Genomic DNA, 23,350 nt, shown 5'->3' with positions numbered 1-23,350 from the left:
TCCTGAGGACTCGTGCGGGATAAAACACCCTCTCACCGGCGTCAGCGAGTCTCGCTATCGAAAGGTACAAGCGATCCACGAGCAAAATCTCGCCCATGGAACTGCGGGTTATCGAGAGCAGCGACGAGGAGATTTCTATCGAGATCGGCGGGGAGGACCACACGTTCATGAACGTGCTCAAGGGCGCGCTGCTGGAAACCGACGGCGTCACGGCGGCGACCTACGACGTCAACCCCGAACAGTCGGGCGGTCAGACCGAGCCGATCCTCTCGGTCAAGACCGACGAGACCAAAGAGCCCCTCGACGCCATCGAGGACGCCGCGGGCCGCATCCGCGATAAGACGACGGCGTTCAAGAACGCGTTCGACGCCGCCGCGTAATCGACGTTTCCGCGCTTTCTCCGCCGATCGCTACGTGTCGTCGAGCGACGCTGCCAGCGTTTCGAGTTCCGCCTTTCGTAACGCTTTCTGGCCCTCGGTGTCGGCGTCGAGGTCGTCGACGCGCTCGCGGATCGCTGCCCGCATCTCGGCTGTCGGCGGGAACGGCTTCGCGCCCACGTCGTGGTCGACGGCGGCGCAGATTGCCGCCAGATCCTCTTTGGTGAAGCCGGCCGACCCCTCGCGTTCGAAGCGGTCGACAGCGACGCGGATCTGATTGCGCAACTCGTTGACGGTCGGACTCATAGCCGCACCGGCACGTCGCGTTCGTCCAAGTATTCCTTTACCTCCTGAATCGAGTACTCGTCGAAGTGGAAGATCGACGCCGCGAGCGCCGCGTCGGCGTCAGCCTCGGTGAACACCTCGTAGGCGTCCTCCGGGCCGCCACAGCCCGAGGAAGCGATAACTGGCGTGTCGACGGCGTCACAGACGGCGTCGGTGAGCGGAACGTCGTAGCCGTCCTTGGTGCCGTCCTTGTCGATCGAGTTGACGAAGAGCTCGCCGGCGCCGCGGTCCTCGGCCTCTTTGGCCCACTCGATCACGTCGATGCCGGTGCCCTCGCGGCCGCCCTTCTTGGTGCACTCGAACCAGCAGGACTCGCCGTCGACATCGAAGTAGTGTTCGCCGCCCTCGTCGAACCGGCGCTTGGCGTCGACGCTGATGACGATGCACTGGCTGCCGAAGGCGGCCGCGCCCTCGTTGATCAGTTCGGGGCGTTCGAGCGCGCCGGTCGTGATCGAGACCTTGTCCGCGCCGGCTCGGAGCGTCTCCTTGATGTCCTCGCGCGTCCGGATGCCGCCGCCGACCGTGAGCGGGATGAACACTTCGTCGGCGACGTCCTCGACGACGCCGAGCATCGTCTCGCGCCCGTCGGCGCTGGCCGTGATGTCCAGAAAGACGAACTCGTCGGCGCCGGCCTCGTTGTACCGCTTGGCCATCTCGACCGGATCCCCGGTGTATTCGAGGTCCTCGAAGTGGACGCCGGTGTAGACCGCCGGGTCGCCCTCGTCGTCGAGGTCCACGTCGATGCAGGGGATGATCCGTTTCGTGAGACCCATTCTGAGCGGAACTACTCGCTCGGGGTATACAAAGGGACCGTTACCGCGATATCTCGCGGCGGGCTACTACTCCGAAGGCGTCAGTCCTCGACCAGCGGCGCCAGTCCGGCGGCGATCGCGGCGCCGAGAACGAACCCAGCGCCGTGTGCGTACACGTTGACGAACATTCCCTCACGGACCGTTTCGCGGGGGAACAGGCCGACGACGAACGTGACCAGCAACAGCGCGACCAGCGCGACCGGCACCGCTCGAACGGCGACGTGCCGGGCGAGGTCGGCGTCCGCGCGGATCGACAGGTCGCTCCCGACGGCGAGCGCGAGCAGACACAGCACGGCGCTGACGCCGAGCAGTCCGACGAGCATCGGATCGAGCGCGTCGACGTGCACGGAGTAAAACGTCGTCACGAGCGCTAACAGTACGAGCGCGCCGACGAACGTCGCCGTCGATCGGGAGTACAGGTCGGCCAACCACGCGACCAGCGCGACGAACACGAACCCGCCGGTGGCCGCGACGACCGCCGAGAATCCGCTGGTCGTCGGCGGCGGACCGGCGTACCACAGCCCCAGCGTGGCGTAGTTCGCGGCGTTGACCGCGACGGGGACGACGACGAGGATCGAACCCAGGGTCGCGTGGAACCAGCGGCGTCGCCCCGCGCGGAGACAGAGCATGTACGCCATCGGCGCCCCGGCCAGAAAGCCGAGCACGTTGTTCCAGAGGTGCCGCGGCGTCGCGTGGACGTAGGCGGCGGTCAGAAACTCCGCGAGCTCGGGATCGGCGTGGTCCAGCGCGAGGTCGGCCCGCAGCGACGCCGAACCGAGGGCGTGGATCGCCACGAGGCAGGCCGGGACCGCGAGCAAGACCAGTAGGTCCCGCGTGACGGCGTCGCGGCCGTACTGGCGGACTCCCGTGGTCTCGGTTTCGGTTGCCATGGTCGGCGTCCCCGTCTCGGCTGCGTGGCCGTGGGTTCGACCGCGCTCGGTATGTGTCTTTCCCGGCCAGTGGTGGCGACAGTACCGGCACCGAGTGGACGAACGAAATTGTTCCGCAGGCGGAGCGACGCCGACGACGCTGCGGCGTCACGCCGGAACGGGTGGCTCGGAGCCTCAGGACAGGTCGTACACGCGCGTCTCGTAGGGCCGCAGCGCGAAGGGCTCGTCGACGGCGGCGTCCTCGGGGTCGTAGTTGCTCACGAGCAAGTCGGCGTCGCGGTCGCCCACGATCTCTGCGAGGTCGACCTCGGGCTCGCCGCCGAAGAAGTTACACACCGCGATCAGTTCCTCGTCGCCGAGCGTCCGGCGGTAGGCAAAGACCTCCGAGTGGTCGGGCAGGAGAAGTTCGTAATCGCCGTAGACGAAGATATCACGGTCGTCGCGCAGATCGATCAGCTCGCGGTAGTAGTGCCAGATCGACTCGTCGTCGGCGCGGGCGGCCTCGACGTTGATCTCGTCGTGGCGCTCGTTGACCTTGATCCACGGGTCGCCCTCCGAGAAGCCGGCGTTCTCGCCGTCGGTCCACTGCATCGGCGTCCGGGCGTTGTCGCGGCTGCGCGCCTCGATCTGCGGTCGAACGTCCTCGTAGGAGTCGGCCCAGTCATCCAGAGCCATCTCGACGTGGTTTTCGGCTTCCACGTCGCGGATCTCCTCGCGCTCCCAGTCGGCGTTGGTCATGCCGATCTCTTGGCCTTGGAAGACGAAGGGCGTCCCCTGCAGGGTAAAGAGGAACGTCCCGAGCATCTTGGCGGACTCGACGCGGTACTCGCCGTCGTCGCCGAACCGCGAAACGGCGCGAGGCTGGTCGTGATTCGAGAGGTACAGGCAGTTCCAACCGTCCTCGTCGAGGGTCTCTTGCCAGTCGGTGATGATCCGCTTGAGTTCGTGCAAATCGAGGTCGGCGAGCGTCCACTTCCCGCCGTCGCCGGTGTCGACGCCCATGTGCTCGAAGTGAATCAGCATCGAGAACCCCTCCTCGCCGACGTACTCGTCCGCCCGGTCGGCGTCGACGTTGATCATCTCGCCGACGGTCATCACGTCCCGGCCGTCGAGGGTGCGGTCGTACATCTCCTCGAAGTACTGCTCGATGTTGGGGCCGTCGACGAAGTGGTCCTCGCCGGTCAGGCCGCTCTCGGGGTCGCCGTCGGGGAGCCCCTCGGTCTTGGAGATCAGGTTGACCACGTCCATGCGGAACCCGTCGATGCCCTTTTCGAGCCACCAGTTCATCATCTCGAAAACTTCGTCACGAACGTCCTCGTTGCGCCAGTTGAGATCTGGCTGTTTCTCGTCGAACAGGTGGAGGTAGTACTCGCCGCGCTCGTCGTCGTAGGACCACGCCGAGTCGCTGAAAAACGAGTCCCAGTTGTTCGGCACGTCGTCCTCGTGATCGCCCGAGCGCCAGTGGTAGTAGTCGTCGTACTCGGCGTCGCCCTCGCGTGACTGGCGGAACCACTCGTGTTCGTCGGAGGTGTGGTTGACCACCAGATCCATGATCAGACGCATATCCCGGTCGTGGAGCTCCTCCAGCAGGCGCTCCCAGTCGTCCATCGTGCCGAACTCGGGATGGATCGATTGGTAGTCGGCGATGTCGTAGCCGTTGTCGGCCATCGGCGACTCGTAAACGGGATTGAGCCACACGACGTCGACGCCAAGATCGTCGAGGTACTCGACTTTCTCGACGATCCCGGGGATGTCGCCGATCCCGTCGCCGTCCGAATCGTTGAAACTGCGCGGGTACACCTGATAGACGACCGCTTCTTTCCACCACTCGCGGTCGATGTCGGCGTCCGTTCCGGTCATTTCCCGGTGCTCGGCCGCGCAGACGCAAAAGGCACCCGATACGTCGGCCGATCGAGCGGTTACGGGCAGCGTAGACAGCACTGCTTAAGTCACACCGCGAGCAACGGTTCGGACATGAGCGACCACGGAGCCGACGACCACGGCACTGACGAGGAGACCGTCGAGGCGCCCGACTCGGAGTACGAAGAGGGCGAAAAGTCCCCCGCCGAAGCGCGCACGACCGCTCCCCAGAGTACCTACACGATGCGGGATGTCGGCATCGGCGCCGCCGTCACCGTCGTGGGACTGCTCCTCGCCTTTGTGGTCCCGTTCCTGCTGGCCTGAGCGTTCTCGTTTTTCTGCTCGTCAAAACCAGCCCGACAGCGGCGTCGCCGAACACGCACCGCGTGGCTACCCGCCGCGTCGTCTCCGCGACGCCCCGGGAGCCAGTTTCTCCCCGATAGTATCTCACACAGCTACAGATAATAAATCGTTCGGTGATGGGATAATTAAACTACAGCAGCGCTGCTACCACAACCGCTGCGATGCCGACCGCCAGAGCACACAGGACGAAGTTCCCGATCGCGTGGGCGGCCGCGAGCCGGCGCTCGCCCGATTCCCAGAGCTGGACGGCGGCGACCGAGAACGACGAGAACGTCGTGAACGAGCCGCAGGCGCCGGTGCCGACCAGCAACGCGGCGTCGCCGCCGACGCCGCCGAAGACGACGAGGCCGAGCGCGAAACTCCCGACCACGTTGACGACCAGCGTCGCCCACGGGAACCGGTCGGCCGGTAGCGACTCGCTGACGAGATAGCGCGCCACGGCGCCGATGGCGCCACCCGTCCCGACGAGGAAGGCGGGGTCCACTAGACCACCTCCTCTGATTGTGGTGTTCCCAGCGACCGCACCGACGCTCGCGCGGCCAGCACGGCGGCGATACCGGCGGCGTAGCTCGCGAGCAGATACGCCATTCCGAGCGCCGGCGTCGCCGTCAGGACGCCGACGACGAACGTGCTGTAGGTGGTAAACGAGGACAGAAAGCCCGTCCCGAACACGAACCGGGCCTGATCGGAGAACGCGCCGATTCGGGCGCTCTCGTAGACGATCAGGCCGAGCGCGAAGCTCCCGACGACGTTGACGGCGAACGTCGCGGCCAGCGAGGCGGGGACGACCTGCTCGACGAAGTACCGCAGGTTCGACCCGGCGAACCCGCCGACGGCGATCAGGAGGATCGTCTCCAGTCGGATCAGGTGCTGCCGTCGGGACACGGATGTCCCTGCGTTTGTCGGGCGCCGAAAAAGAAGTTCCCAATCGTCACGGTGCGGTCAGGGCCGGGGGACTGCGCTGCTTTGGACCGCCCTCAGGCGCGCAGGACGACCACGTCGTCGACCTCGATGTCGGCGTCGGGCGCGTTCACGTCCTCGCCGGTGACGAGGTCGGTCGTCTCCACGTCGGCGTCGAGCGCGACCGACTCGGTGTCGGGGCCGAAGTTCAGGACGACGACGACGCGCTCGCCCTCGGCCTCGCGGGCGTACGCGACGACGCCGCCGTGGCTCGCCTCGAAGTCGACGGGGTCGTAGCTGCCGTGATAGCCCAGCGCGGGGTGGTCCTCGCGCGTCTCGATGAGCGTCCGGTAGTGGTCGCGCAGTTCCTCGTCGGCGGCGGCCCACTCGACTTTCTCGCGGCGGGTTTCCTCGCCGATCTCTTGGCCGGCGTACAGCAGCGGAACGCCGGGCAGCGTGAAGATCGCGCCGGCGGCGGCGAAGGCCTGCTCGCGCCCGCAGTCCTCGGCGTAGCGCGTCTCGTCGTGGTTCTCGATGTACAGCAGGAAGCCGGCGTGGTCCGGGAAGCCGGTCTCTGCGCGGTTGTCGATTGCGTCGTGGATCGTCTCGGCGTCGGCGGCGCCGTTGCCGATCTGGCGCAGGTTGTGATACAGCGTCGTGTCGAAGTGAACGTCGAAGCAGAGTTCGTGGAAGTCGGCGATGTAGGGAATCGTCTCGTCGAGCAGCAGGAACTCCGAATCGTGGGACTTCACGCGGTCGCGGACCTCCTTCCAGAAGCTCGTCGGGACGGCCCAGGCCATGTCACAGCGGAACCCGTCGACGATCGGCGCCCACTCGTCGACGGCGTCGAGCAGATGGCGGCGCACCTCCAGATTGTCGTAGTTGAAGTTCGCGATATAGGGCCAGTCGAAGTACGTTCCTGGCACGTCGTTTTCCTCGTCGGTCCACTCGTACCAGTCTCGATAGGCCGGGTCGCCGTCCTCGGCGCGCTTGAAGTACTCGTGCTCGCGGGCCGAATGGTTGAGCACGAGGTCGAACAGCACGTTGATGCCGTGGTCGTGGGCCCGATCGACGAACGCCTCGAACTCCTCTCGGGTGCCGAGATCGTCGGCGATCGAGAAGAAGTCGGTGATGTTGTAGCCGTGGTCGAAGTCGTCGTTCTGGAGCACCGGGGAGAGCCAGACGCAGTCGACGCCCATCTCGGCCAGATACTCCAGTCGATCGCCGATGGCCTCGAACGTCGCGGCCTCGCCGCCGGTGAACGTCCGGACGTACACTTCGTACAGCGTCACGTCCTTGCCCCACTCCGGCGGTTCGTTCAAGCGTTCGATCTCGACGCCGTCGTCCACCGAGACGCCGATAGTATCGGCGACGCTAAACGTCTCGCCGAGCGCGACGGCGTGAACGCGGCTGTACTCGCCGAGCGCGTCGACGGAAACGCGGGCCTCGTGGCCGTCGACGATCAGGTCGTCGGTGTCGAGGGCGTCGCGGTCGTCGGCGTGGAACTCCACGTCGAGATGCTCGCCGGGGGCGTCGCTGCTGGGCGGCGTCTCGGCCTCGGCAGTGAACACGACCTCGTCGCCGTCGACGCGAGCGAACAGTTGGACGCGCGGGCGGCCGCCGCTGTCGTAGCCCGCTGCGGTCGTCCCCGACCCGATTCCAGAGCCCGAGCGGAAGCCAGAGCCGGATTGGAAGCCCGATCCAGACTGGAAGCCGGAGCCGGAGATGCCAGAGCCGGACTGGGTCGGGTCGGGCTCGGGGGGTGCGTACGACGCCGGGAACGCCCGGATCGTCAGGTGGTGCGTGCCGTCGGGCGCGTCGAGTGCGACGGTGTAGGTGCCGGGCTTGTCGGGTGTGAACTGCTCGACGGCGTCGTCACCGAGCGTCACAGTGCTGGTCTCGGGTGCGTTGGCGATGTGCCAGCGGTAACTACCGGCCGGGTTGGGATCGCGCGGAGCGAGATCGATCGTCGAACCGACTGCCTCGAATCGAGGGGGCCCTGGATGGTGCATTGTCATCTAAGCGTTCTGTGGGAACCGACTTTTATTTCCCGGTTCCGTTCGACGTACCTGAGTGTTAGACACTCTCGTGGGTGTGTTGTGGCGGGTCTTAGTGAATGACTGCTATTATATCAAGAAAAAATTATTTCGGCTGTCGAGCCGCCGCTCCGATCCCGGGACACAGTTTACAACCGAAACAGCGTTGCTACGGCGTTCTCGCGGTGTCAATCGGTGTGTTGGTGGCATAGGCAGGTTTATATTCTGGACAATCCTAGAGACGTGATGAACGATTTCCGCCATCTTTCGAGGCGGGGGCTCTGGTCTTCGATACCATGACTATGCGTATTGCCATCAACGAGTACAAGCGGGACCGAGACGATGACTCACACCCGGGCGAACGCCTCTCGACAGATGGGCTGTTCTCCGGCGACGAGGGGCGACTGGTGTTCGTCGACCGGTCCGGAGCGGTCAGAGACTACTCCGGATCGACGCTCGACATGCACGGGATCGACAGTTCGCGCTACGGTATCCGCGTCGGCGACGACGTGACGTGGTTCGACGAGCTGGAGACCACCCGGCAGACCTACGAGGGCGAGACGACGATGGTGGTTACTCGCCATCAGGCCGAGAACTACTCGATCCACCAGTACGACTACACCCTCGAAAAGGCACACCTGACCCATCTGGAGCTTCGGGGCGACGTACCAGAGCGCCCGAGTCTGGTCGCGGCCGTGGCGTTCGCACCGGACGGCCAGACCAGCAGCGTCGGGCACCTACAGCACGACGACGTCGTCGAGGTGTTTCACGACGCCGAACACGACTACCTCACCGCTTCGACCGGCTTCTCTCGTGTCGTCAGCCAGCGCCGAGAAGGGTTCGACGAACTGCTGGCCGACGACCCGACCGTGCTGCCGACCGGGCAGGGTTCGACCGACGACCTCTCGGATACGATCGTCGCCGAAGTCCCCCTCGACGCCGAGGGAAGCCTCGCACAGACGACGCTCGTGTCGCTGGTTGCAGACCACGGGGAGACCTCGCGCTCGGACGCGCTCGCACACGTCCACGCGTTCGCGGACCACTACCAGACGGACCGCGCGATCCGGAACCGAGCGGTCTCGCGCAACCAGTTCGACGTACCCGACGTTCCCCACCGCGAAACGGTCGTCTCCGATCTGCGCACGCTCTCCTTGCTGACCGCGCCGACGGGCGCCCGAATCAAGGGGCCCGAGTTCGACCCGCATCACGTCTACTCCGGCGGCTACGGCTACAGCTGGTTCCGCGACGACGCCGAAGTCGCACGGCACCTGCTGACCGTCGACTCGAACTTCGGCATCGACCTCTCGGAGCAACACGCCGCCAGCGCCCGGTTTTACGCCGACGCTCAGCTGTCCGACGGCACCTGGGCCCAGCGTGTCTGGGCGCACAACGGCCGGCTCGCACCGGGCTGGGGTAACGGTCGCATCACCGGTGATGACGGCGTCCAGTACCCCGCCGACGGCACCGCGAGCGTGCTGGCGTACCTCGCGCGCTACCTCCGGCTTGGCTCGCCGGACACCGATCTGGTCGCTCGAATCACGGGCACCATCGAGGACGGTCTCGACGCGCTGGAGGAGCTGCTGGCCGACGACGGCTTCCCGAAGCCGTGCCAAGACGTCTGGGAGAGCGACACCGGACGATTCACCCACACCGCGGCGTCGATGCTGCTCGCGCTGTCGGCGATCGCCCGCGCGCCGGTCGACGAGACGCTCCGTCTGCGTGCGAGCGACCGCGCCGACGAGGTGTACGACGCCATCGGCGAGCGCTGGCACGACAGCGGCGTCTTCGAGCGTGCGCCGGGCGACGACACGCTCGACGTTAGCACGCTCGCACTCGTGTGTGCCCACCGCGAGTACGCGGCGGCCAACGACACGCTGGACCAACAGCGTATCGACCGGCTCGTCGAGCACACCGCCACCACCGTCGAGGGGCTCTCCCGGTACGACGCCGACGGCGAACTGCTCGGTCTCGTCCGGTTCGAGGGCGATGGCTGGCGCAAGCGCGGCCAAGACGAGTCGAAGCTCTGGCCGCTCGCGGTCGGCTGGGCGGCCTCGGCCAACGCCGACCTCGGCGGGCTGATCGACGAGTACGGCGCCCGAACGTCGACAGACGAGTCGCCCGTCGACGCCGCGTTCGAGCGCGCGCGGATGCTGCTCGATCTGATCCAGCCCGGCGGCCAACTCGCCGGTGCCGAGGGGTATCTGTCCGAACAGGCCTTCGACGACGGCACGCCAGACAGCGCGACGCCGTTCGCGTGGGCCCACGGCCTGCGCTCGGCCGTCGTGGCGCGGCTCCACGAGAACGGCGCGCTGTCGGCCGACGCCGACCTCACTCAGCCCAGCGGTCCGGCAGCCCACTCGACGTGGACGACCGGCGAGACCTACGGCGTCGGCACCGCGGCCGACCACTGGGAGTCGAACTCCTCGCGGGTCTGGTTCACGCTCACCGAGGGTGCGATGACCGAGCCGCGGTTCCCGAGAGTCGACCTGATGAACTTTAGGACTGTGGATTTCCTCGTCGTCGACGCCGACGAGGAGTCGAGCTACACCGCCCGGACCCACAACGAGGAGCGCACCGACGACGCCATCGAGTCGATCGAGCGCTCGACGACGATGGTCGGCTCGGAGTCGCCGGTCTTCCGCCAGACGATCACCGAGACCGGGTCCGACGGCCACGAGTGGGAACTGGTCGTCGAGTACGTCACCGACCCCGGCAGCGAGTCGATCGTGATGGACGTGAACTTCGCGGCGACCGACAGCAACCAGTACGACGTGTACGTCGTCGGCGACGCCGCGCTCTCGGGGTATATGGACGACAAGAGCGCCGAAATCGTCGACGACGGCGATGGCTACGCGCTGGCGGCGTGGGACACCGGCGCCGCGCACGATCCCTCCTTCGTCGACCCCAACGGCGAGCCCTACCAAGTCGCCGCAGCGATCGCCTCGCATCGCTCGTTCGACTGGGCGACCGTCGGCGAAGCCAGCGCCGAGCATCTCTCCGCGCTGTTCGGCGAGGGCGCCACGACCGAGAGCGAGCCGAAAGCCGGGCCCGGCCACAGCGTGCTCGTCGGCCGGGTCGGCAACGCGACGAGTTCGATCGCCGACACCGTCGCGCTCGGGTTCGCCGAGAACGCCGACACCGAACTGGCGCTGGCGGAGGCCCAGCGCGCGCTCTCGCGGGGCTACGTCGGCATCCGCGACGAGTACGTCGACGGTTGGCGGGAGTATCTCGACGCCATCGAGCTACCCGCATCCGTCTCCGACGACCCCGAACTCGCTAACCAGTACCGCGCCGCGGTCATGGTGCTGAAAGCCGTCGAGGACAAGACGTTCCTCGGCGCCGGCATCGCCAGCCCGTCGGTGCCGTGGGGCGAGAACGTCGACGCCGGCGACCCGCGGGACTTCGGCTACAACTTCACGTGGGCGCGGGACCTCTATCAGGTCTTCACGGCGCTCGAAACCGTCGGCGACCTGCGCAGCGCGACGGAGGCGACCGAGTACATCTACGAGTACCAGCAACGGCCCAACGGCTTCATCTCGCAGAACACGTTCCTCGACGGCCGCATCCGCTGGGGCGGCGAACAGCTCGACAACGTCGCGTTCCCCTCGGTGATGGCCTACCAGCTCTGGAACCGCCACGGCGTCGGGTTCGACGACGTGAGCTACGACTACGAGCACGTCCGCCGATCGGTCGAGTACCTCCTGCGCTCCGGTCCCCGCAGCGGCCAAGAGCGCTGGGAGGAGGAGGCCGGCTACTCGCCGTCGACGATCGCCGCCGAGATCGCGGGCGTGACCTGCGCGGCGCCGTTGGCGGCCGCAGAGGGACGCCGCGCCGACGCGATCGCGTATCTCGGCTTCGCGGACTACTGGCGCACCGGCGTCGACCGCTGGTGTGCGACCTACGAGGGCACCGACCAACACGACCGGGCGCCGTACTACATCCGCGTCTCGCGGAACGGCGACCCCGACAGCGGCGTCAAGCGCGAACTGGCCAACAACGGCCCGACGCTCGACGAGCGCGACATCATCGACGGCGGTTTCCTCGAACTCGTCCGGCTGGGCATCCGCGACCCCGACTACGAACTGATCGAGAACTCGATCGACGTGGCCGACGACACGATCCGCGTCGAGACGCCCAACGGCCCCGGCTGGTACCGGTACAACGGCGACGGCTACGGCGAGATGGGCGAGACCGAACCCGACGAGGGCGGCCCGTGGTCGATCGACCGCAACGGCTCGGGGCGGCTCTGGCCGATCTTCACCGGCGAGCGTGCCGAGTACGAACTCGTCGCCGGCACCGAGACCGGCGAGCACGCTCCCGCGGAACTGCTGAAGACGATGCAGCGCTTCGCCAACGACGGACGGATGATCCCCGAACAGGTCTGGGACCGCGAGTACCCCACCGAGTTCGACTGGGAGTTCGGCGAAGGCACCGGCGCCGCGACACCGCTGGCGTGGAGCATGGCCCAGTTCGTCCGGCTCGCGGACGCCGTCGACGCCGGCCAGCCCGTCGAGACGCCTGCGTTCGTCCGGCGTCGCTACCGCGACATCGACCCCGACGGCCCGCCGCTGTCGGTCGATGATGTCGAACTCTCGGACGGCGAAGCGACCGTCGCGGGAACGACTCGCGGCGACGAGGTCGTCCTCTGGACCGCCGACGGAACCACGCTCGCCACCGTCGAGGACGAGCGCTTCGAGGCGACTGTCGAGGTTCGGCCCGGAACGGAGTCGGTGTCGGTGATCGCCGCGACCGACGCCGACGAACTCGCCGCGGTCGGCACCACGCTCACCAGCGTCCGGTTCGACTAGCGGACCGACCATTCTCGGCGGCGTGACAGTTCGTCACGTTGCCACGTGGCGTTCATTTATCTTCCATCCCATTGCACCATCCTTACAACGGGCGGTGCCGAACAAATGGTATGAGCCGCTTTCAGAGACAAAGTGGAGTCTATCTTCATCCGACGGCGCTGCCGAGTCGACACGGTATCGGGTCGATCGGTGCGCCCGCCAAGCAGTTCGTCGACGCCGCCGCCGAGGCTGGCCAGTCGCTCTGGCAACTGTGCCCGCTCAGCCCGGTCGCCGAAGTACACGGTTTCTCGCCCTATCAGGCCTACTCCGCGTTCGCGCTCGAGCCGCTGTTGATCGACCTCGACGACCTCGTCGAGCGCGGCCTGCTCGACGAAGCCGACGTTGCGCCCGAGCAGTCGTTCCCCGAGGACCGCGTAGACTACGACGCCGTCGCCGAGTTCAAACGCCCACTGCTCCGATCGGCTTACGAACGCTTCGACGAGGAGCGCCCCGAGGAGATCGAGTCGGCGTTCGAGACGTTTTGTGAGCGCGTCGACTGGCTGGATACGTACGCACTGTTTCGCGCACTCAAGGATCACTTCGACGGCGTCGTTTGGACCGAGTGGCCCGATCCGGTTCGTTCGCGCGAGCCCGAGGCGCTCGAAGAGTACCGCGAGACACTGGCCGATGAAGTTCGCTATCGGAAGTTCCTGCAGTTCCTCGCCGTCGATCAGTGGGACGAACTCCACGCCTACGCCAGCGAGCGTGGGATCGACATCGTCGGCGACCTACCGATCTACGTCGCCCAAGATAGCGCCGACGTTTGGGCCAACCCCGAACTGTTCGAACTCGACGAAGAGGGCCAGCCGGCGCTGATCTCCGGCGTCCCCGCCGACGGGAACAACCCGCCACAGCAGTGGGGAATGCCGGTGTACGACTGGGACGCCGTCGCGGACGCCGACTACGGTTGGTGGATCGACCGGATGGATTGGCAGCTTGAACTGTCCGACGTGGTTCGTGTCGACCACTTCCGCGGGTTCGAGGAGTACTACGCGATCCCGGCAGACGCCGATCCCGGCGACGGTTCGTGGCGGGAGGGGCCGGGGCTTGACTTCTTCCGCCGGATCGAGGACGCGCTCGGCGAGTTGCCGATCATCGCCGAGGACATCGGGTTCGTCACCGAGGAAATCGACCAGCTCCGGCGCGACATCGACGCGCCCGGTATGAAGGTGCTGCAGTACGGCGACTGGTGCACGGAGGACCACACCTACCTGCCCCACACCTACGAGGAAGACACCGTCGCGTACCCAGGAACCCACGACACCAACACCGTTCGGGGCTGGTACGACAATCTCTCCGACGAGCAACGGGACTGCTTGCACTACTACCTCGGCGCCGACGGCGAAGAGATTAACTGGGAACTGATCGACGCCGCGTGGCACTCCGACTCGATACTGGCTGTCGTACCCGTGCAGGATCTGCTGGATCTGGGCGAGTGGGCGCGGTTCAACTCCCCCGGCACCACCGACGGGAACTGGGAGTGGCGTTGCACGCCCGAACAACTGGACGAGTTGCCCGTCGGTAGACTCCGCGACCTGACCGAAGCGGCCGGCCGACAGGCGTAACTCTCCGAAACGTCGAAAATCCCACCACTTCACTGAGAGTTGTCACGATTGCAGGCACCCGTTTCCTCCAATCGAGGAGCAAGGTGTGATGAGCAGAACGGGGGTCCTGCGGGTAGCCCAGCTATTTTATACTCTACACTAGGCCAAAAGATTCTTATTTCCAATGCCGGATCCGATGGCCGAACGACAGACTTAACACTTATTGTATAGTATAATGAAGATGGAACGATGTACGATCTGACCGGATTCCAACGGGACCTCCTGTACGTCATCGCCGGGCTCGACGAACCACACGGGCTCGCGATCAAGGACGAACTGGAGGAGTACTACGAAAAGGAGATCCACCACGGCCGACTCTACCCCAACCTCGACACGCTGGTCGAAAAGGGGCTGGCCGAGAAGGGACAACTCGACCGGCGGACCAACTACTACTCGCTGACCGCGCGCGGTCGCCGCGAGATCGAGGCGCGACGCGACTGGGAGGCCCAGTACGTCGACGAAGTGCTCGAAACCGCCGAAGCGAACTGATCGACGCCGCTACTGTATTGCCGCTCCCGACTTGAGATCGCGCCCCGTCGTACACTCGACGCAAGCGCTGACGTTTTGCTGATTGTCCCCGAACACGCGTGCGAAGTCCCGCGTCACGAACGCGCCGCAGTTGTTACACGTCGGCATACGACTCCACACAGTGGGTGCGATCCGCTTAGTTACTGACCGGGTAGAGAACGAACAGTGCTGAACGGTCCGACGAACCAGACGGGACTGCAACGCTAATGCGACCTTTCCGGGTGTACGTCGAGCTTACAACGCGGACAGCCCGGGATTATCGGCGCCAGAACGTCGGCGTCAACAACACCAAGACGGAGATGATCTCCAGACGGCCAATCCACATGAGAAACACCATATACAGTTTCCCGGCGGCGGAGAACTTGGCGTAACTGTCCATTGGACCGACAGGGCCGAACCCGGGGCCGATGTTGCCGAGCGTCGCCATCGTGACGCTCATCGCCTCCAGACCGTTCAGCGTCAGCTCCGCCGTCCGAAGGGTGTCCAGATACAGGAGTACGGTCGAGAACGCAAACAGCAGCAGAAACAGCAGGGTGAATCCGACTAGCCCTTTGACGGTATCTTCCTCGACGACCGAGCCCGAGACGCGAATCGGCCGAACAGCCTCGGGATGGACTGTAGTGTACACCTCGCGGTCGACCAATCGGTAGATCACGTACCACCGGACGATCTTGATTCCGCCGGCTGCGGAGCCGACCGAGCCGCCCAGAAACATCGCAAACAGCAGGATCGTCTGTGCGGGCGCGCTCCACGCGTTGAAGTCCATACTCGCGTACCCGGTCGTCGTGACGATGGCGACGACCTGAAACACCGCCTGCCGGAGCGCGGGTTCGATCGCGCCGACGATCGGCGCGACTCGATCCGGCGTCACGTCGATCCCGGTGCCGGTAAACAGGAGCGCGGCGATGAGCGTGCCGACGCCGCCCAGCGCCGTCAAGTACGTCCGGAACTCCGAGTCACCGAACAGCTCCCCGGGTTCGCCGTCGAGAGCGTGCCACAGCAGCGCGAAGTTCGTCCCGGCGACGATCATAAACAGGATCATCGCCCACTGGATCGCGGGTGAGAACACTTCCGCACTTCGAGCCTCCGGCGAGAAGCCGCCGGTCGGCATCGTCGTCAACGCGTGAGCGACGGCGTTGTACAGCGTCATCTCGTCGGCGACGCCGACGAGGTGCAGTCCGTAGTACACCGCGGCGGCGAGCACGGTCGCACCGGCGTAGATCGTCCACAGGACGCGCGCGGTCGAGGTGATCCGGGGCTTGAGCCGTTCGAGTTCGAAGCCCGGCGCCTCCTCTTTGATCAGCTGCGCGCCACCCACCGACAGCTCGGGAAGGATGGCGACCATCAACACGACGATCCCCATCCCGCCGAGCCACTGCGTGAGCTGTCGGTACAGCATCATCGCGTAGCCGTGACGCTCGACCGAAATATCTCCGAGCACCGTCGCACCGGTCGTCGTAAACCCGCTCATACTCTCGAACAGTGCGTAGACCGGCTGGGCGACCGTTCCCTCACCGGCGACGAGGTAGGGAATCGTCCCGACCAGCGGCACCGCGAGCCACGTCGCGCCGACGAGCAAGAACCCCTCGCGGTGGCCGAGGTCGGGGTCCGGATGCAGCCGTTCGAGTCCGGCGCCGACTCCAAGGGTAACCAGAATCGCCGCCACGAACGGCAGCGGGTCCTCCCCGTACCACAGCGCGGCGACTAGCGGGACGGCAAACGGCACGGAGATGTACTTCAGAACGGTCCCGACCAGACTGAATGCCGATCGGGAGTCGACGTGGCTCGGCATCGCATCGACGTACCCACAGAGCGACAAAAAAGCCTCTCAATCGCGCCGCGCCGGCAACCACCACTCGTCGCTGGTCGAACGGAGCCTCCGTGTCGGCGCCGACGAACACACTCAAGAGTCTTCGGGAAATGTCTGCGAACGCCGGATGACCGAGCAGACACGCCGCGGCGACCGAGCTGGCCCGGACCGGGAGCGAGTTCTCGGACTACAGTTATGACGATCCGCGTCGACTGGCGCGTCAGTTGTAGCCTCGTCGGGACGATCCTCAAATGGCTCTCGGTGCCGCTTTTGATCCCGCTTGCGCTCGCGGTCTACGACGACGCCGCCGCCGTCCCGTTTCTCGTGACGATTGGCGTCACTATCGTCGTCGGCAGTCTCTTGGAGCGTCTGTCGGACGAGCGAGATCTCGGCCACAGGGAGGCGTTTCTCATGGTCGCGCTCACGTGGCTCGCCGTCGCCCTCGTCGGCGCGATTCCCTTTGTCGTCGCCGGACAAGGCGCACTCGCCCATCCCGTGAACGCGCTGTTCGAGAGCATGAGCGGCATCACGACGACCGGTGCGACGGTGATTGTCGATTTCTCGGTCCACTCTCGCGCGACGCTGTTGTGGCGCCAACTCATCCAGTGGCTCGGCGGGCTTGGCATCCTCATCCTCGCCACGGCGATTCTCTCCCAGCTCGGCGTCGCCGGTGCCCAACTGATGGAGACCGAAACCCAGATGCAGAACGTCAACCGGCTCACGCCAAAGATTTCACATACTGCCCGACTGATTTGGGGACTGTACGTCGGGCTAACGGTGCTCCTCGTCGTGATTCTCTATCTCTTGCACCTGCTCGGTGTGGCCCCGAACATGACGCTGTTCGACGCCGTCGCCCACGCGTTGACGACGCTCTCGACCAGTGGTTTTTCGCCGCGCCCGGCAAGCCTCGGTGCGTTCTCTCCGATCGTCCAGTGGACCGTTGCTGGATTCATGGCGCTGGGCGCGACCAGTTTCGTGCTCATCTATCTTGTGCTGCAGGGCAACGTCGGGCGTCTCGCCGAGAGCGACGAGTTTCGCTTCTATCTCGGTGTCCTGACGTTCTTTAGCTTCAGCGTCATTGTGATCCTCCTTTCGGACGGCACCTTCGCCGGCGACATCGAGCGGACGCTCCGTCACGGCGTCTTTCAGGTCGTTTCGATCACGACGACGACGGGCTACGCCAGCACCGACTTCACCCTCTGGTCGTCCTCGGCCAAGCATCTCCTGTTCATCTGTATGTTCATCGGCGGCATGGCCGGGAGTACGACCTGCTCGATCAAGGCGCTGCGCTGGCTCATCGTCGTCAAGGGGTTCCGGCGCGACCTGTTCGTCGCCAGCCACCCCTCGGTCGTCAGGCCGGTCCGTCTGAGCGGCGAGGTGGTCGACGAGCAGACGGTCCGTGACATCTACGCCTACACGCTGATCAGCCTCGTCTTTTTCATCGTCACGACCGTCTTTCTCGTCTTCGACAGCGCACGCGCCGGCTTCGAACTCGGCGAGTTCGAGGCGATGGGCGCCGCGGCGGCGACGTTTTTCAATATCGGTCCGGGGTTCGGCGTCGCCGGCCCCTTCGAGACCTACGCGGTGTTCCCCGAGACGACGAAAGTGGCGATGATCGTCCTGATGTGGGTCGGCCGCATCGAGATCATTCCGGTGTTGGTGCTGTTGACGCCGTCGTACTGGCGGTCGTAGCTCGTCGGCGTCGAAGCGCAGCCGTGCAGTGGGTCGGTGCCGCGGCTCGGCAGTCGGCGTCGCGCAGAAATGCGCCAGCCGGGAGTTCACCGAGCGCAGCGAGGTGAACGTCGGCCGGCAAGCGACCGCAGGGAGTGCGCCGGCCGGGACCGAGTGAACGCCATGCGTTCACGAGGGTCGGAGCGGCTTCGCCGCTCCGGGATTTGAACCCGATGCAAATTCTCGCTACCGCTCGCGTTTGCGTAGTTCAAATTCCACCGTGGCGCATCCGCTCCTCACGTCCGTTCGTCGCAGAAATGCGCCGGCCGGGAGTTCACCGAGCGCAGCGAGGTGAACGTCGGCCGGCAAGCGACCGCAGGGAGTGCGCCGGCCGGGATTTGAACCCGGGCCATGAGCTTGGAAGGCTCAGGTCCTGCCACTAGACCACCGGCGCTCGTTCGCTTTGCTCACTCGCACCGTAGTTCGCAACCCGAAGGGTTGCTCACCACCGGCGCGCTCACGTCGTTCGCGCCCCGTGCATCGACGGACTGCGTCCGTCTCAACACCGGCGCTCGTTCGCATACCCGCCTGAGGTTCGCAGACCGTTGGTCTGCTCACCACCGGCGCGTTCGTCACGACGTGCTTTGGCACGTGCTGTGACGTGTTGTTGAAACCGGGCGATCGAACGATCGCCCGGGGGATCGCGCGACCGCAATCCCAAGTGGGCCATTTAGCCCACACCAGCGTGCACTCTTTGATTTTCGGGCAGTGGTTAAGGGTGTTTCCCTTTTGCGACGACCGCATAGCAGTTCCCACTGGAGACGAACACGTCTTCGGTGTCCAGTCGGCTGGCGTCCAGATCCGATTTGAACTCCTCGGGCGAGTAGACGTGATAGAAGCGAGGGACCGTCTCGCCGTCCGGAAGCGTCCAGTCGACCGTCGTGTCGAACCCCTCCGTGCGGTCGAAGCGGTCGTGGGCGGTGCTCCACACCGAGACGAGCGCGCGACCGTCCGACGCGAGTGCGCGGGCGAGCTCGTCTAAGCTTCGGCGTCGCGCCGCACGGTCGGGGAGATGGTGCAGGGTTGCGACGTACACGGCAATATCGACGGCGCCGTCGGCGATCGGGAGCGAGCCCGCGTCGCCCTGCACCAGATCGACGCCGAAGCCGCGCTCCGTACGACGCCGGCGGGCGGTTTCGAGCAGGCCGCGGCTGATGTCGACGCCGACGACTCGGTCGACTCGCTCGGCCATCTGTTCTGCGTGGCGGGCGTTACCGCAACCCATATCGAGACCGAGCGCGCCGTCGGCGTCGTCGAGAAACTCCTCGACCTCGGGCCAAGCGTACTCGCGGGTGGCCGCGAAGTGCTCTGCGATGTCGTCGTACGTGTCGCGCACTCGTTCGGGCGCCCGGTCCATGTCCGAGGGGAAGCGGGCGGCGACAAAAACCGCGGCGGTTCGGGCCGTTCAGATGAACAGGAAGGTGAGGTATGCGATCGAGAGCAACACGGAGGCGTGCTTGGCGCCGTCAGCCAACCGGCCGCCGCTCATCTGGCCGGCGATCAGGCCAGAAAACAGCGCCTGCAGCGTCGTCGTGTGGAAGAAGATCAACGTGTACGCCGACTCGTTGATCGATCCGAGGTCTTCGAGCACCTGCGTGATTGCGAACTGACCGGCCGCGCCACTGGCTTCCGGCAGGACGCTGTCGTCGGGCAGGTTGGGGATCAACACGGTGTCGAGCGCGCCGACGATCAGCAGGAACACGCCGAAGGCGACGTACACGACGACGACGTAGGTCAGCATCTCGGTTCGTCGCGCTCGCTTGAGTCGCCGGTCCGACTTGGCCTGCGTCGCCGCGATTCGGAGCACGCGGGCCAGATCGCCGCTGGCGTTGATCGCGTTCGTGATCAGCGTGACGACCCGAGAGATCGTCCGGGTCCTGACGCGGTGCTCGAACCGTCGCAGCGCCATCTCCACGTCGGCGCCCCACTGGATGTCGGCCCAGACGCGGTCGAGTTCGGGGTTGAGCGCGCCGAGGTCGCTCTTTCGCACCCGGTCGAGGCTCTCGACGACCGTCATGCCGGCCTCGTTGACGCTGGCGAGCCGATCGAGGAAGTCCGGCACCGAGGCTTCGATCGTATCGATCCGGCGGCTGTGTGCCTCGTAGGCGATGGCGAACGTTCCGACGACAAACAGCGTCGCCTGTAGCAGGAAGTCGTCGATCACCAGCACGAGCGGGATGCCGAGCCGAACCGACGCGTACAGGCGCACCAGCGTCAGCAACCCGATGATGGGAACGGTCGCCCACAGCAGTGCTGTCGGCCGTTCGATGATCGTCTGGACTGGGTGCCCGAAACTCTCTCGGAGCCACTTGAGCCGTCGGTACAGTTGGAGGCGTTCGAGGTTCGCCGCCTGCTGGGACTCGCCTACGGAGACGCCGCCGTCGGATCGCGCAGCGCGGCTCTCGGTGCGTCTGATGCCGTCGAGTCGGACCGTCGGATCGAGCGACGGATCGAACTGACCGTTGCCGACGGTCCCGCCCATCGCCGACCGGAGATAGAGGATGAAGCCGACGTTCAAGACAGGCAAGAGGACGTAGACGACCCCGCGGAGCAGCGTCAGCGTGTTCGTCACCGTGATGCCGACGACGACGAGAATCGTGATCAGAAACAGCGGCAACACGACCAGCGTCGTGACGTACACTTCAGCGAGCGTAGCGAGCTCTTCGAGCAGTTTGTCCTGCTGATCTTCGGCTTCCTGCTGGTACTCTTGGTGTTGCTGTTCGAGGAACTCAGCGAGGCTCTGGCCGCTCTGGAGGACGCTCGCGAGGTTTTCGGCGAACTCCTTGAACTTCGGGCTCGGCGTCCGGCGGGCCATGGTCCGAATTGCGGTCACCATGTCCTTGCCGAACATATCGATGTTGCGCACGGCGACGCCGATCTCGGCGGCAGGCTCGCCGTAGACGTGCTCGTGGGCGGCCAGAATCCGGAGCACCTTCGGCAGTTCCATCCCGCTTCGGGAGAGTGCGTACATAAACGAGATCGTCTGCGGGAGGTTCTCGTCGATGTCGCTGCGTCGGCTGTCGGCGATCTGGGAGGGGTACCACCAGCGCAGATAGTACGTCGTCACGGCGCCGACAGCCGCGACCGCGATCATCGAGCCGAGTTGGATCGCCAGCAGCGTCCGCCCCGTCGGCAGCGGCCGGCCGAACGCCCCGGCAACGAACGCGAACGTGCCGGGAACCTGTGCCCGGACCGTTTCCGGAGCGACGGTGAGCAGACGGGCGACGCCCCACTGCAGGTACAGCCCCGCGACGGCACCCACGACGGCGCCGATGGTTGCATACAGCAGCGTTCGGGCGGCGTACAGGCGGTATGTCATCGGCACGTGAGCCGCGCGCAGCCGCCGCTTCCGCAGTTGCTGGCTGGAGCGAGAGCGGTGGACGAGGTCACCGAAGGCGAGCAACGAGAGCCGAGAGACGATCCGGCCGATGCGGGTGCTCAGCGGCGCGAGCGCCGCAGGGAGGACTGCGAGCACCGCGATCGTTACCGGAACGAGGTCGTACGGCGCCATCAGTCGGTCGGCGGCGTCGCGGCGGCCTCCTCGTCGATCCGGTCCATCACCGCCTCGGAATCTGCGTAGTACTCGTTGACGAGCGCCGTGAAGCGCCGGTAGTCGGTCACGTCGTTGTCCCGGAGATATCGCAGGAACTGCTGCCGGTCACGGAGCTCAGAGAGCAGCTCCGCCTGACTCCACGCGCGGTCGTCACGGATCTCGTCTAACACGACGCTGCTGCCGTTTTCGTTGAAGCTGTCGTCGTCGCCGTTCCACGAGTAGGTCGTCGAGTAATCGAGTTCGCCGGTTCGCTGATCGATCCCCTCGATCTCCGCGACCGTCTTGTTCCTGCGGACCCGCTCGTCGTCGAAGCGCGTCAGCGTCTGCACGCAGAGCACGTCGAGCGACTGGACCATCGCCCGGGGAACGTTGATCGGCTCGTTTTCCAGTCGGTTGATCACGGTCTGGACCGAGTCGGCGTGCATCGTCGAGTAGGTCGTGTGGCCGGTGTTCATCGCTTGGAACAGCGTGATCGCCTCCTCACCGCGGACCTCGCCGACGACGATGTACTCGGGGCGATGCCGAAGCGCGGATCGCAGCAGGTCGTACATCGTGATGTCGTTGCCCTCGTGGAGTCGCTCCCGGGTCACAGAGGAGAGCCAGTTGCCGTGATACAGCGTCAGCTCGCGGGTGTCCTCGATCGAGAGCACCTTCGAGCGCGGCGGAATGAACATCGAGATGGCGTTCATCGAGGTCGTCTTCCCCGAGGCCGTCCCGCCCGCGAACACGAGCGACTTGTTGTGCTCGATAGCGAGCCAGAGATAGGCCATTTGCTCGACGTTGAAGGTGCCGTACTTGATCAGATCGATCGGAGTGAATGGCTCGTCGGAGTACTTCCGGATCGTGAACGCCGACCCGCGCGGCGTGACCTCCTCGCCGAGCGCGAGTTCGGCACGGCTGCCGTCCGGTAGCGTGCTCTCGACCATCGGCTCACCGACGCTGATGTGGCGTCCCGACTGCTGGGCGAGTCGAACGACAAAGTTGTCTAGGGCTTCCTGCTCGAAGGAGACGTTGGTCTTGATGTCGGTGTACTCGTCGTGGTAGACGAAGATCGGCAGGTCGTAGCCGTCACACGAGATGTCTTCGATGTGCGGGTCGTTGACGATCGGATCGATCTTGCCGTAGCCCCGGAACGACCGGTAGAGATAGTAGAACAGCCGGTAAAACGTCGCTACGTCGACTTCGGCGCCGTAGCCTTCGAGGTGCTCGCGGAGTTCGTCACGGAGCACCGACTCGACGTCCTCGTCGCGCACGTCGGACCGATAGACCAGCGGGTCACGGATGTCCTCGAACAGCAGTTCCAGCAGCTCGTACTCGTCGGGGCTCAACTCGGGTTCGACGACGTAGTAGAGGTGGTCTTTCGCCTCGCTGTCGTAGTTGATCGAGACGAACGCGAAGGGGGCGTTGACCCAGTAGCGCTCGACCTCCTCGTAGCCGTCCAGCCCGTCGAAGGAGACGATGTCGCCGTGGCGTTCCGGCGCGTACAGCTCTCCGGGGACGGTCGACCCCTGCAGTAGCTCGATCGCGCGCTGTAGCCGCCGCTTGAGCCGGTCACCGCGCGATTCCGTCGCGGTCTCGGCGCTCCCGGGGTTGCTCGCTCCCAGCGGAATTCGGCGTCGTCCGTCCTGGTCTTCGTCGGTCATTGTGCTCTCTCGGCGGTGGCAGTCGGCGTTGCCGCACCGACCGGCCTCGCA

At 65.6% G+C, this 23,350-nt stretch carries 18 protein-coding genes and 1 tRNA gene; 6 read left to right on the top strand and 13 right to left on the bottom strand.

Annotated features, from left to right (window positions below; translation table 11 throughout):
* Positions 1–95: 95 nt before the first annotated feature.
* Positions 96–380 (top strand): DNA-directed RNA polymerase subunit L, encoded by a 285-nt coding sequence (locus CRO01_RS02835; protein WP_097007594.1) that lies wholly within the window; start codon positions 96–98, stop codon positions 378–380.
* A 30-nt stretch (positions 381–410) separates the two neighbouring features.
* Here the strand turns inward: CRO01_RS02835 and CRO01_RS02830 are convergent, their stop codons facing one another.
* The 4 genes from CRO01_RS02830 to CRO01_RS02815 all read right to left on the bottom strand — a co-directional run bounded on the left by CRO01_RS02830 (position 411) and on the right by CRO01_RS02815 (position 4,284).
* Entirely contained in the window at positions 411–683 is a 273-nt protein-coding gene (locus CRO01_RS02830) for a hypothetical protein (protein ID WP_097007593.1), read from the bottom strand.
* A complete protein-coding gene (hisF, locus tag CRO01_RS02825) occupies positions 680–1,495 on the bottom strand; it encodes an imidazole glycerol phosphate synthase subunit HisF (protein WP_097007592.1) in 816 nt (271 codons plus the stop codon). Before hisF ends, CRO01_RS02830 begins: the two co-directional genes overlap by 4 nt.
* An 80-nt stretch (positions 1,496–1,575) precedes the next feature.
* Complete coding sequence (locus CRO01_RS02820; RefSeq protein ID WP_097007591.1) at positions 1,576–2,424, bottom strand: hypothetical protein; 849 nt, start codon at positions 2,422–2,424, stop codon at positions 1,576–1,578.
* 174 nt (positions 2,425–2,598) lie between these two features.
* Positions 2,599–4,284, bottom strand: a complete 1,686-nt coding sequence (locus CRO01_RS02815; protein WP_097007590.1) for a glycoside hydrolase family 13 protein — start codon at positions 4,282–4,284, stop codon at positions 2,599–2,601.
* 114 nt (positions 4,285–4,398) lie between these two features.
* Between CRO01_RS02815 and CRO01_RS02810 the strand changes: the two genes are divergently transcribed.
* The gene (locus tag CRO01_RS02810; RefSeq protein WP_097007589.1) at positions 4,399–4,608 is read left to right on the top strand and encodes a DUF7550 family protein; all 210 of its coding nucleotides are present in this window, start codon (positions 4,399–4,401) and stop codon (positions 4,606–4,608) included.
* Between the two features lie 169 nt (positions 4,609–4,777).
* On the opposite strand, the gene CRO01_RS02805 is transcribed toward CRO01_RS02810, so the two are convergent.
* From CRO01_RS02805 to malA, 3 genes are all read right to left on the bottom strand, one after another.
* Positions 4,778–5,131: a fluoride efflux transporter FluC gene (locus tag CRO01_RS02805; protein WP_245838489.1), complete on the bottom strand. Its 354-nt coding sequence runs from the start codon at positions 5,129–5,131 to the stop codon at positions 4,778–4,780.
* On the bottom strand, positions 5,131–5,532 hold the full coding sequence (locus CRO01_RS02800; protein ID WP_245838488.1) for a fluoride efflux transporter FluC: 402 nt from the start codon (positions 5,530–5,532) through the stop codon (positions 5,131–5,133). The genes CRO01_RS02805 and CRO01_RS02800 overlap by 1 nt, the downstream gene beginning before the upstream one ends.
* Positions 5,533–5,624: 92 nt before the next feature.
* Positions 5,625–7,559: an alpha-amylase MalA gene (gene malA / locus CRO01_RS02795; protein ID WP_097007588.1), complete on the bottom strand. Its 1,935-nt coding sequence runs from the start codon at positions 7,557–7,559 to the stop codon at positions 5,625–5,627.
* A 320-nt stretch (positions 7,560–7,879) separates the two neighbouring features.
* Between malA and CRO01_RS02790 the strand changes: the two genes are divergently transcribed.
* The 3 genes from CRO01_RS02790 (at position 7,880) to CRO01_RS02780 (ending at position 14,523) form a co-directional block, all read left to right on the top strand.
* On the top strand, positions 7,880–12,391 hold the full coding sequence (locus tag CRO01_RS02790) for a glycoside hydrolase family 15 protein (RefSeq protein WP_097007587.1): 4,512 nt from the start codon (positions 7,880–7,882) through the stop codon (positions 12,389–12,391).
* A gap of 110 nt (positions 12,392–12,501) precedes the next feature.
* Positions 12,502–13,995, top strand: a complete 1,494-nt coding sequence (malQ, locus tag CRO01_RS02785; protein WP_097007586.1) for a 4-alpha-glucanotransferase — start codon at positions 12,502–12,504, stop codon at positions 13,993–13,995.
* Between the two features lie 228 nt (positions 13,996–14,223).
* Positions 14,224–14,523 (top strand): PadR family transcriptional regulator, encoded by a 300-nt coding sequence (locus CRO01_RS02780; RefSeq protein WP_097007585.1) that lies wholly within the window; start codon positions 14,224–14,226, stop codon positions 14,521–14,523.
* A 9-nt stretch (positions 14,524–14,532) separates the two neighbouring features.
* Here CRO01_RS02780 and CRO01_RS17135 read toward each other — a convergent pair whose 3' ends face one another.
* Positions 14,533–14,670 carry a DUF7563 family protein gene (locus tag CRO01_RS17135; RefSeq protein WP_449289583.1) on the bottom strand — a complete coding sequence of 46 codons (138 nt, stop codon included), beginning with the start codon at positions 14,668–14,670 and terminating at the stop codon, positions 14,533–14,535.
* 148 nt (positions 14,671–14,818) lie between these two features.
* Positions 14,819–16,354, bottom strand: coding sequence for a TrkH family potassium uptake protein (locus CRO01_RS02775; RefSeq protein ID WP_097007584.1), 1,536 nt, complete (start codon positions 16,352–16,354; stop codon positions 14,819–14,821).
* A gap of 213 nt (positions 16,355–16,567) precedes the next feature.
* Here CRO01_RS02775 and CRO01_RS02770 point away from each other — a divergent pair, with 213 nt between their 5' ends.
* On the top strand, positions 16,568–18,064 hold the full coding sequence (locus CRO01_RS02770; protein WP_097007583.1) for a TrkH family potassium uptake protein: 1,497 nt from the start codon (positions 16,568–16,570) through the stop codon (positions 18,062–18,064).
* Positions 18,065–18,426: 362 nt separating this feature from the next.
* Here CRO01_RS02770 and CRO01_RS02765 read toward each other — a convergent pair.
* From CRO01_RS02765 to CRO01_RS02750, 4 genes are all read right to left on the bottom strand, one after another.
* Positions 18,427–18,497: transfer RNA gene (locus tag CRO01_RS02765), tRNA-Gly, on the bottom strand.
* 318 nt (positions 18,498–18,815) lie between these two features.
* Positions 18,816–19,460 (bottom strand): class I SAM-dependent methyltransferase, encoded by a 645-nt coding sequence (locus tag CRO01_RS02760; RefSeq protein ID WP_097007582.1) that lies wholly within the window; start codon positions 19,458–19,460, stop codon positions 18,816–18,818.
* A gap of 48 nt (positions 19,461–19,508) precedes the next feature.
* Positions 19,509–21,614: a type II secretion system F family protein gene (locus CRO01_RS02755; protein WP_097007581.1), complete on the bottom strand. Its 2,106-nt coding sequence runs from the start codon at positions 21,612–21,614 to the stop codon at positions 19,509–19,511.
* On the bottom strand, positions 21,614–23,299 hold the full coding sequence (locus CRO01_RS02750; protein WP_097007580.1) for a type II/IV secretion system ATPase subunit: 1,686 nt from the start codon (positions 23,297–23,299) through the stop codon (positions 21,614–21,616). The genes CRO01_RS02755 and CRO01_RS02750 overlap by 1 nt, the downstream gene beginning before the upstream one ends.
* Positions 23,300–23,350 lie beyond the last annotated feature (51 nt).

Source organism: Natronoarchaeum philippinense, from assembly GCF_900215575.1.
Classification (GTDB): Archaea; Halobacteriota; Halobacteria; order Halobacteriales; family Natronoarchaeaceae; genus Natronoarchaeum; species Natronoarchaeum philippinense.
This window is presented reverse-complemented; position numbering and strand designations above follow the sequence as displayed.

Excerpts from the sequence above, each read along its gene's own strand:
- CRO01_RS02750 (WP_097007580.1), bottom strand. The coding sequence starts at position 23,299 with ATGACCGACGAAGACCAGGACGGACGACGCCGAATTCCGCTGGGAGCG.
- CRO01_RS02760 (WP_097007582.1), bottom strand. The coding sequence starts at position 19,460 with ATGGACCGGGCGCCCGAACGAGTGCGCGACACGTACGACGACATCGCA.
- CRO01_RS02815 (WP_097007590.1), bottom strand. The coding sequence starts at position 4,284 with ATGACCGGAACGGACGCCGACATCGACCGCGAGTGGTGGAAAGAAGCG.
- CRO01_RS02810 (WP_097007589.1), top strand. The coding sequence starts at position 4,399 with ATGAGCGACCACGGAGCCGACGACCACGGCACTGACGAGGAGACCGTC.
- CRO01_RS02770 (WP_097007583.1), top strand. The coding sequence starts at position 16,568 with ATGACGATCCGCGTCGACTGGCGCGTCAGTTGTAGCCTCGTCGGGACG.
- CRO01_RS02835 (WP_097007594.1), top strand. The coding sequence starts at position 96 with ATGGAACTGCGGGTTATCGAGAGCAGCGACGAGGAGATTTCTATCGAG.
- CRO01_RS02775 (WP_097007584.1), bottom strand. The coding sequence starts at position 16,354 with ATGCCGAGCCACGTCGACTCCCGATCGGCATTCAGTCTGGTCGGGACC.
- CRO01_RS02820 (WP_097007591.1), bottom strand. The coding sequence starts at position 2,424 with ATGGCAACCGAAACCGAGACCACGGGAGTCCGCCAGTACGGCCGCGAC.
- malA (WP_097007588.1), bottom strand. The coding sequence starts at position 7,559 with ATGCACCATCCAGGGCCCCCTCGATTCGAGGCAGTCGGTTCGACGATC.
- CRO01_RS02780 (WP_097007585.1), top strand. The coding sequence starts at position 14,224 with ATGTACGATCTGACCGGATTCCAACGGGACCTCCTGTACGTCATCGCC.
- malQ (WP_097007586.1), top strand. The coding sequence starts at position 12,502 with ATGAGCCGCTTTCAGAGACAAAGTGGAGTCTATCTTCATCCGACGGCG.
- CRO01_RS17135 (WP_449289583.1), bottom strand. The coding sequence starts at position 14,670 with ATGCCGACGTGTAACAACTGCGGCGCGTTCGTGACGCGGGACTTCGCA.
- hisF (WP_097007592.1), bottom strand. The coding sequence starts at position 1,495 with ATGGGTCTCACGAAACGGATCATCCCCTGCATCGACGTGGACCTCGAC.
- CRO01_RS02790 (WP_097007587.1), top strand. The coding sequence starts at position 7,880 with ATGACTATGCGTATTGCCATCAACGAGTACAAGCGGGACCGAGACGAT.
- CRO01_RS02755 (WP_097007581.1), bottom strand. The coding sequence starts at position 21,614 with ATGGCGCCGTACGACCTCGTTCCGGTAACGATCGCGGTGCTCGCAGTC.
- CRO01_RS02830 (WP_097007593.1), bottom strand. The coding sequence starts at position 683 with ATGAGTCCGACCGTCAACGAGTTGCGCAATCAGATCCGCGTCGCTGTC.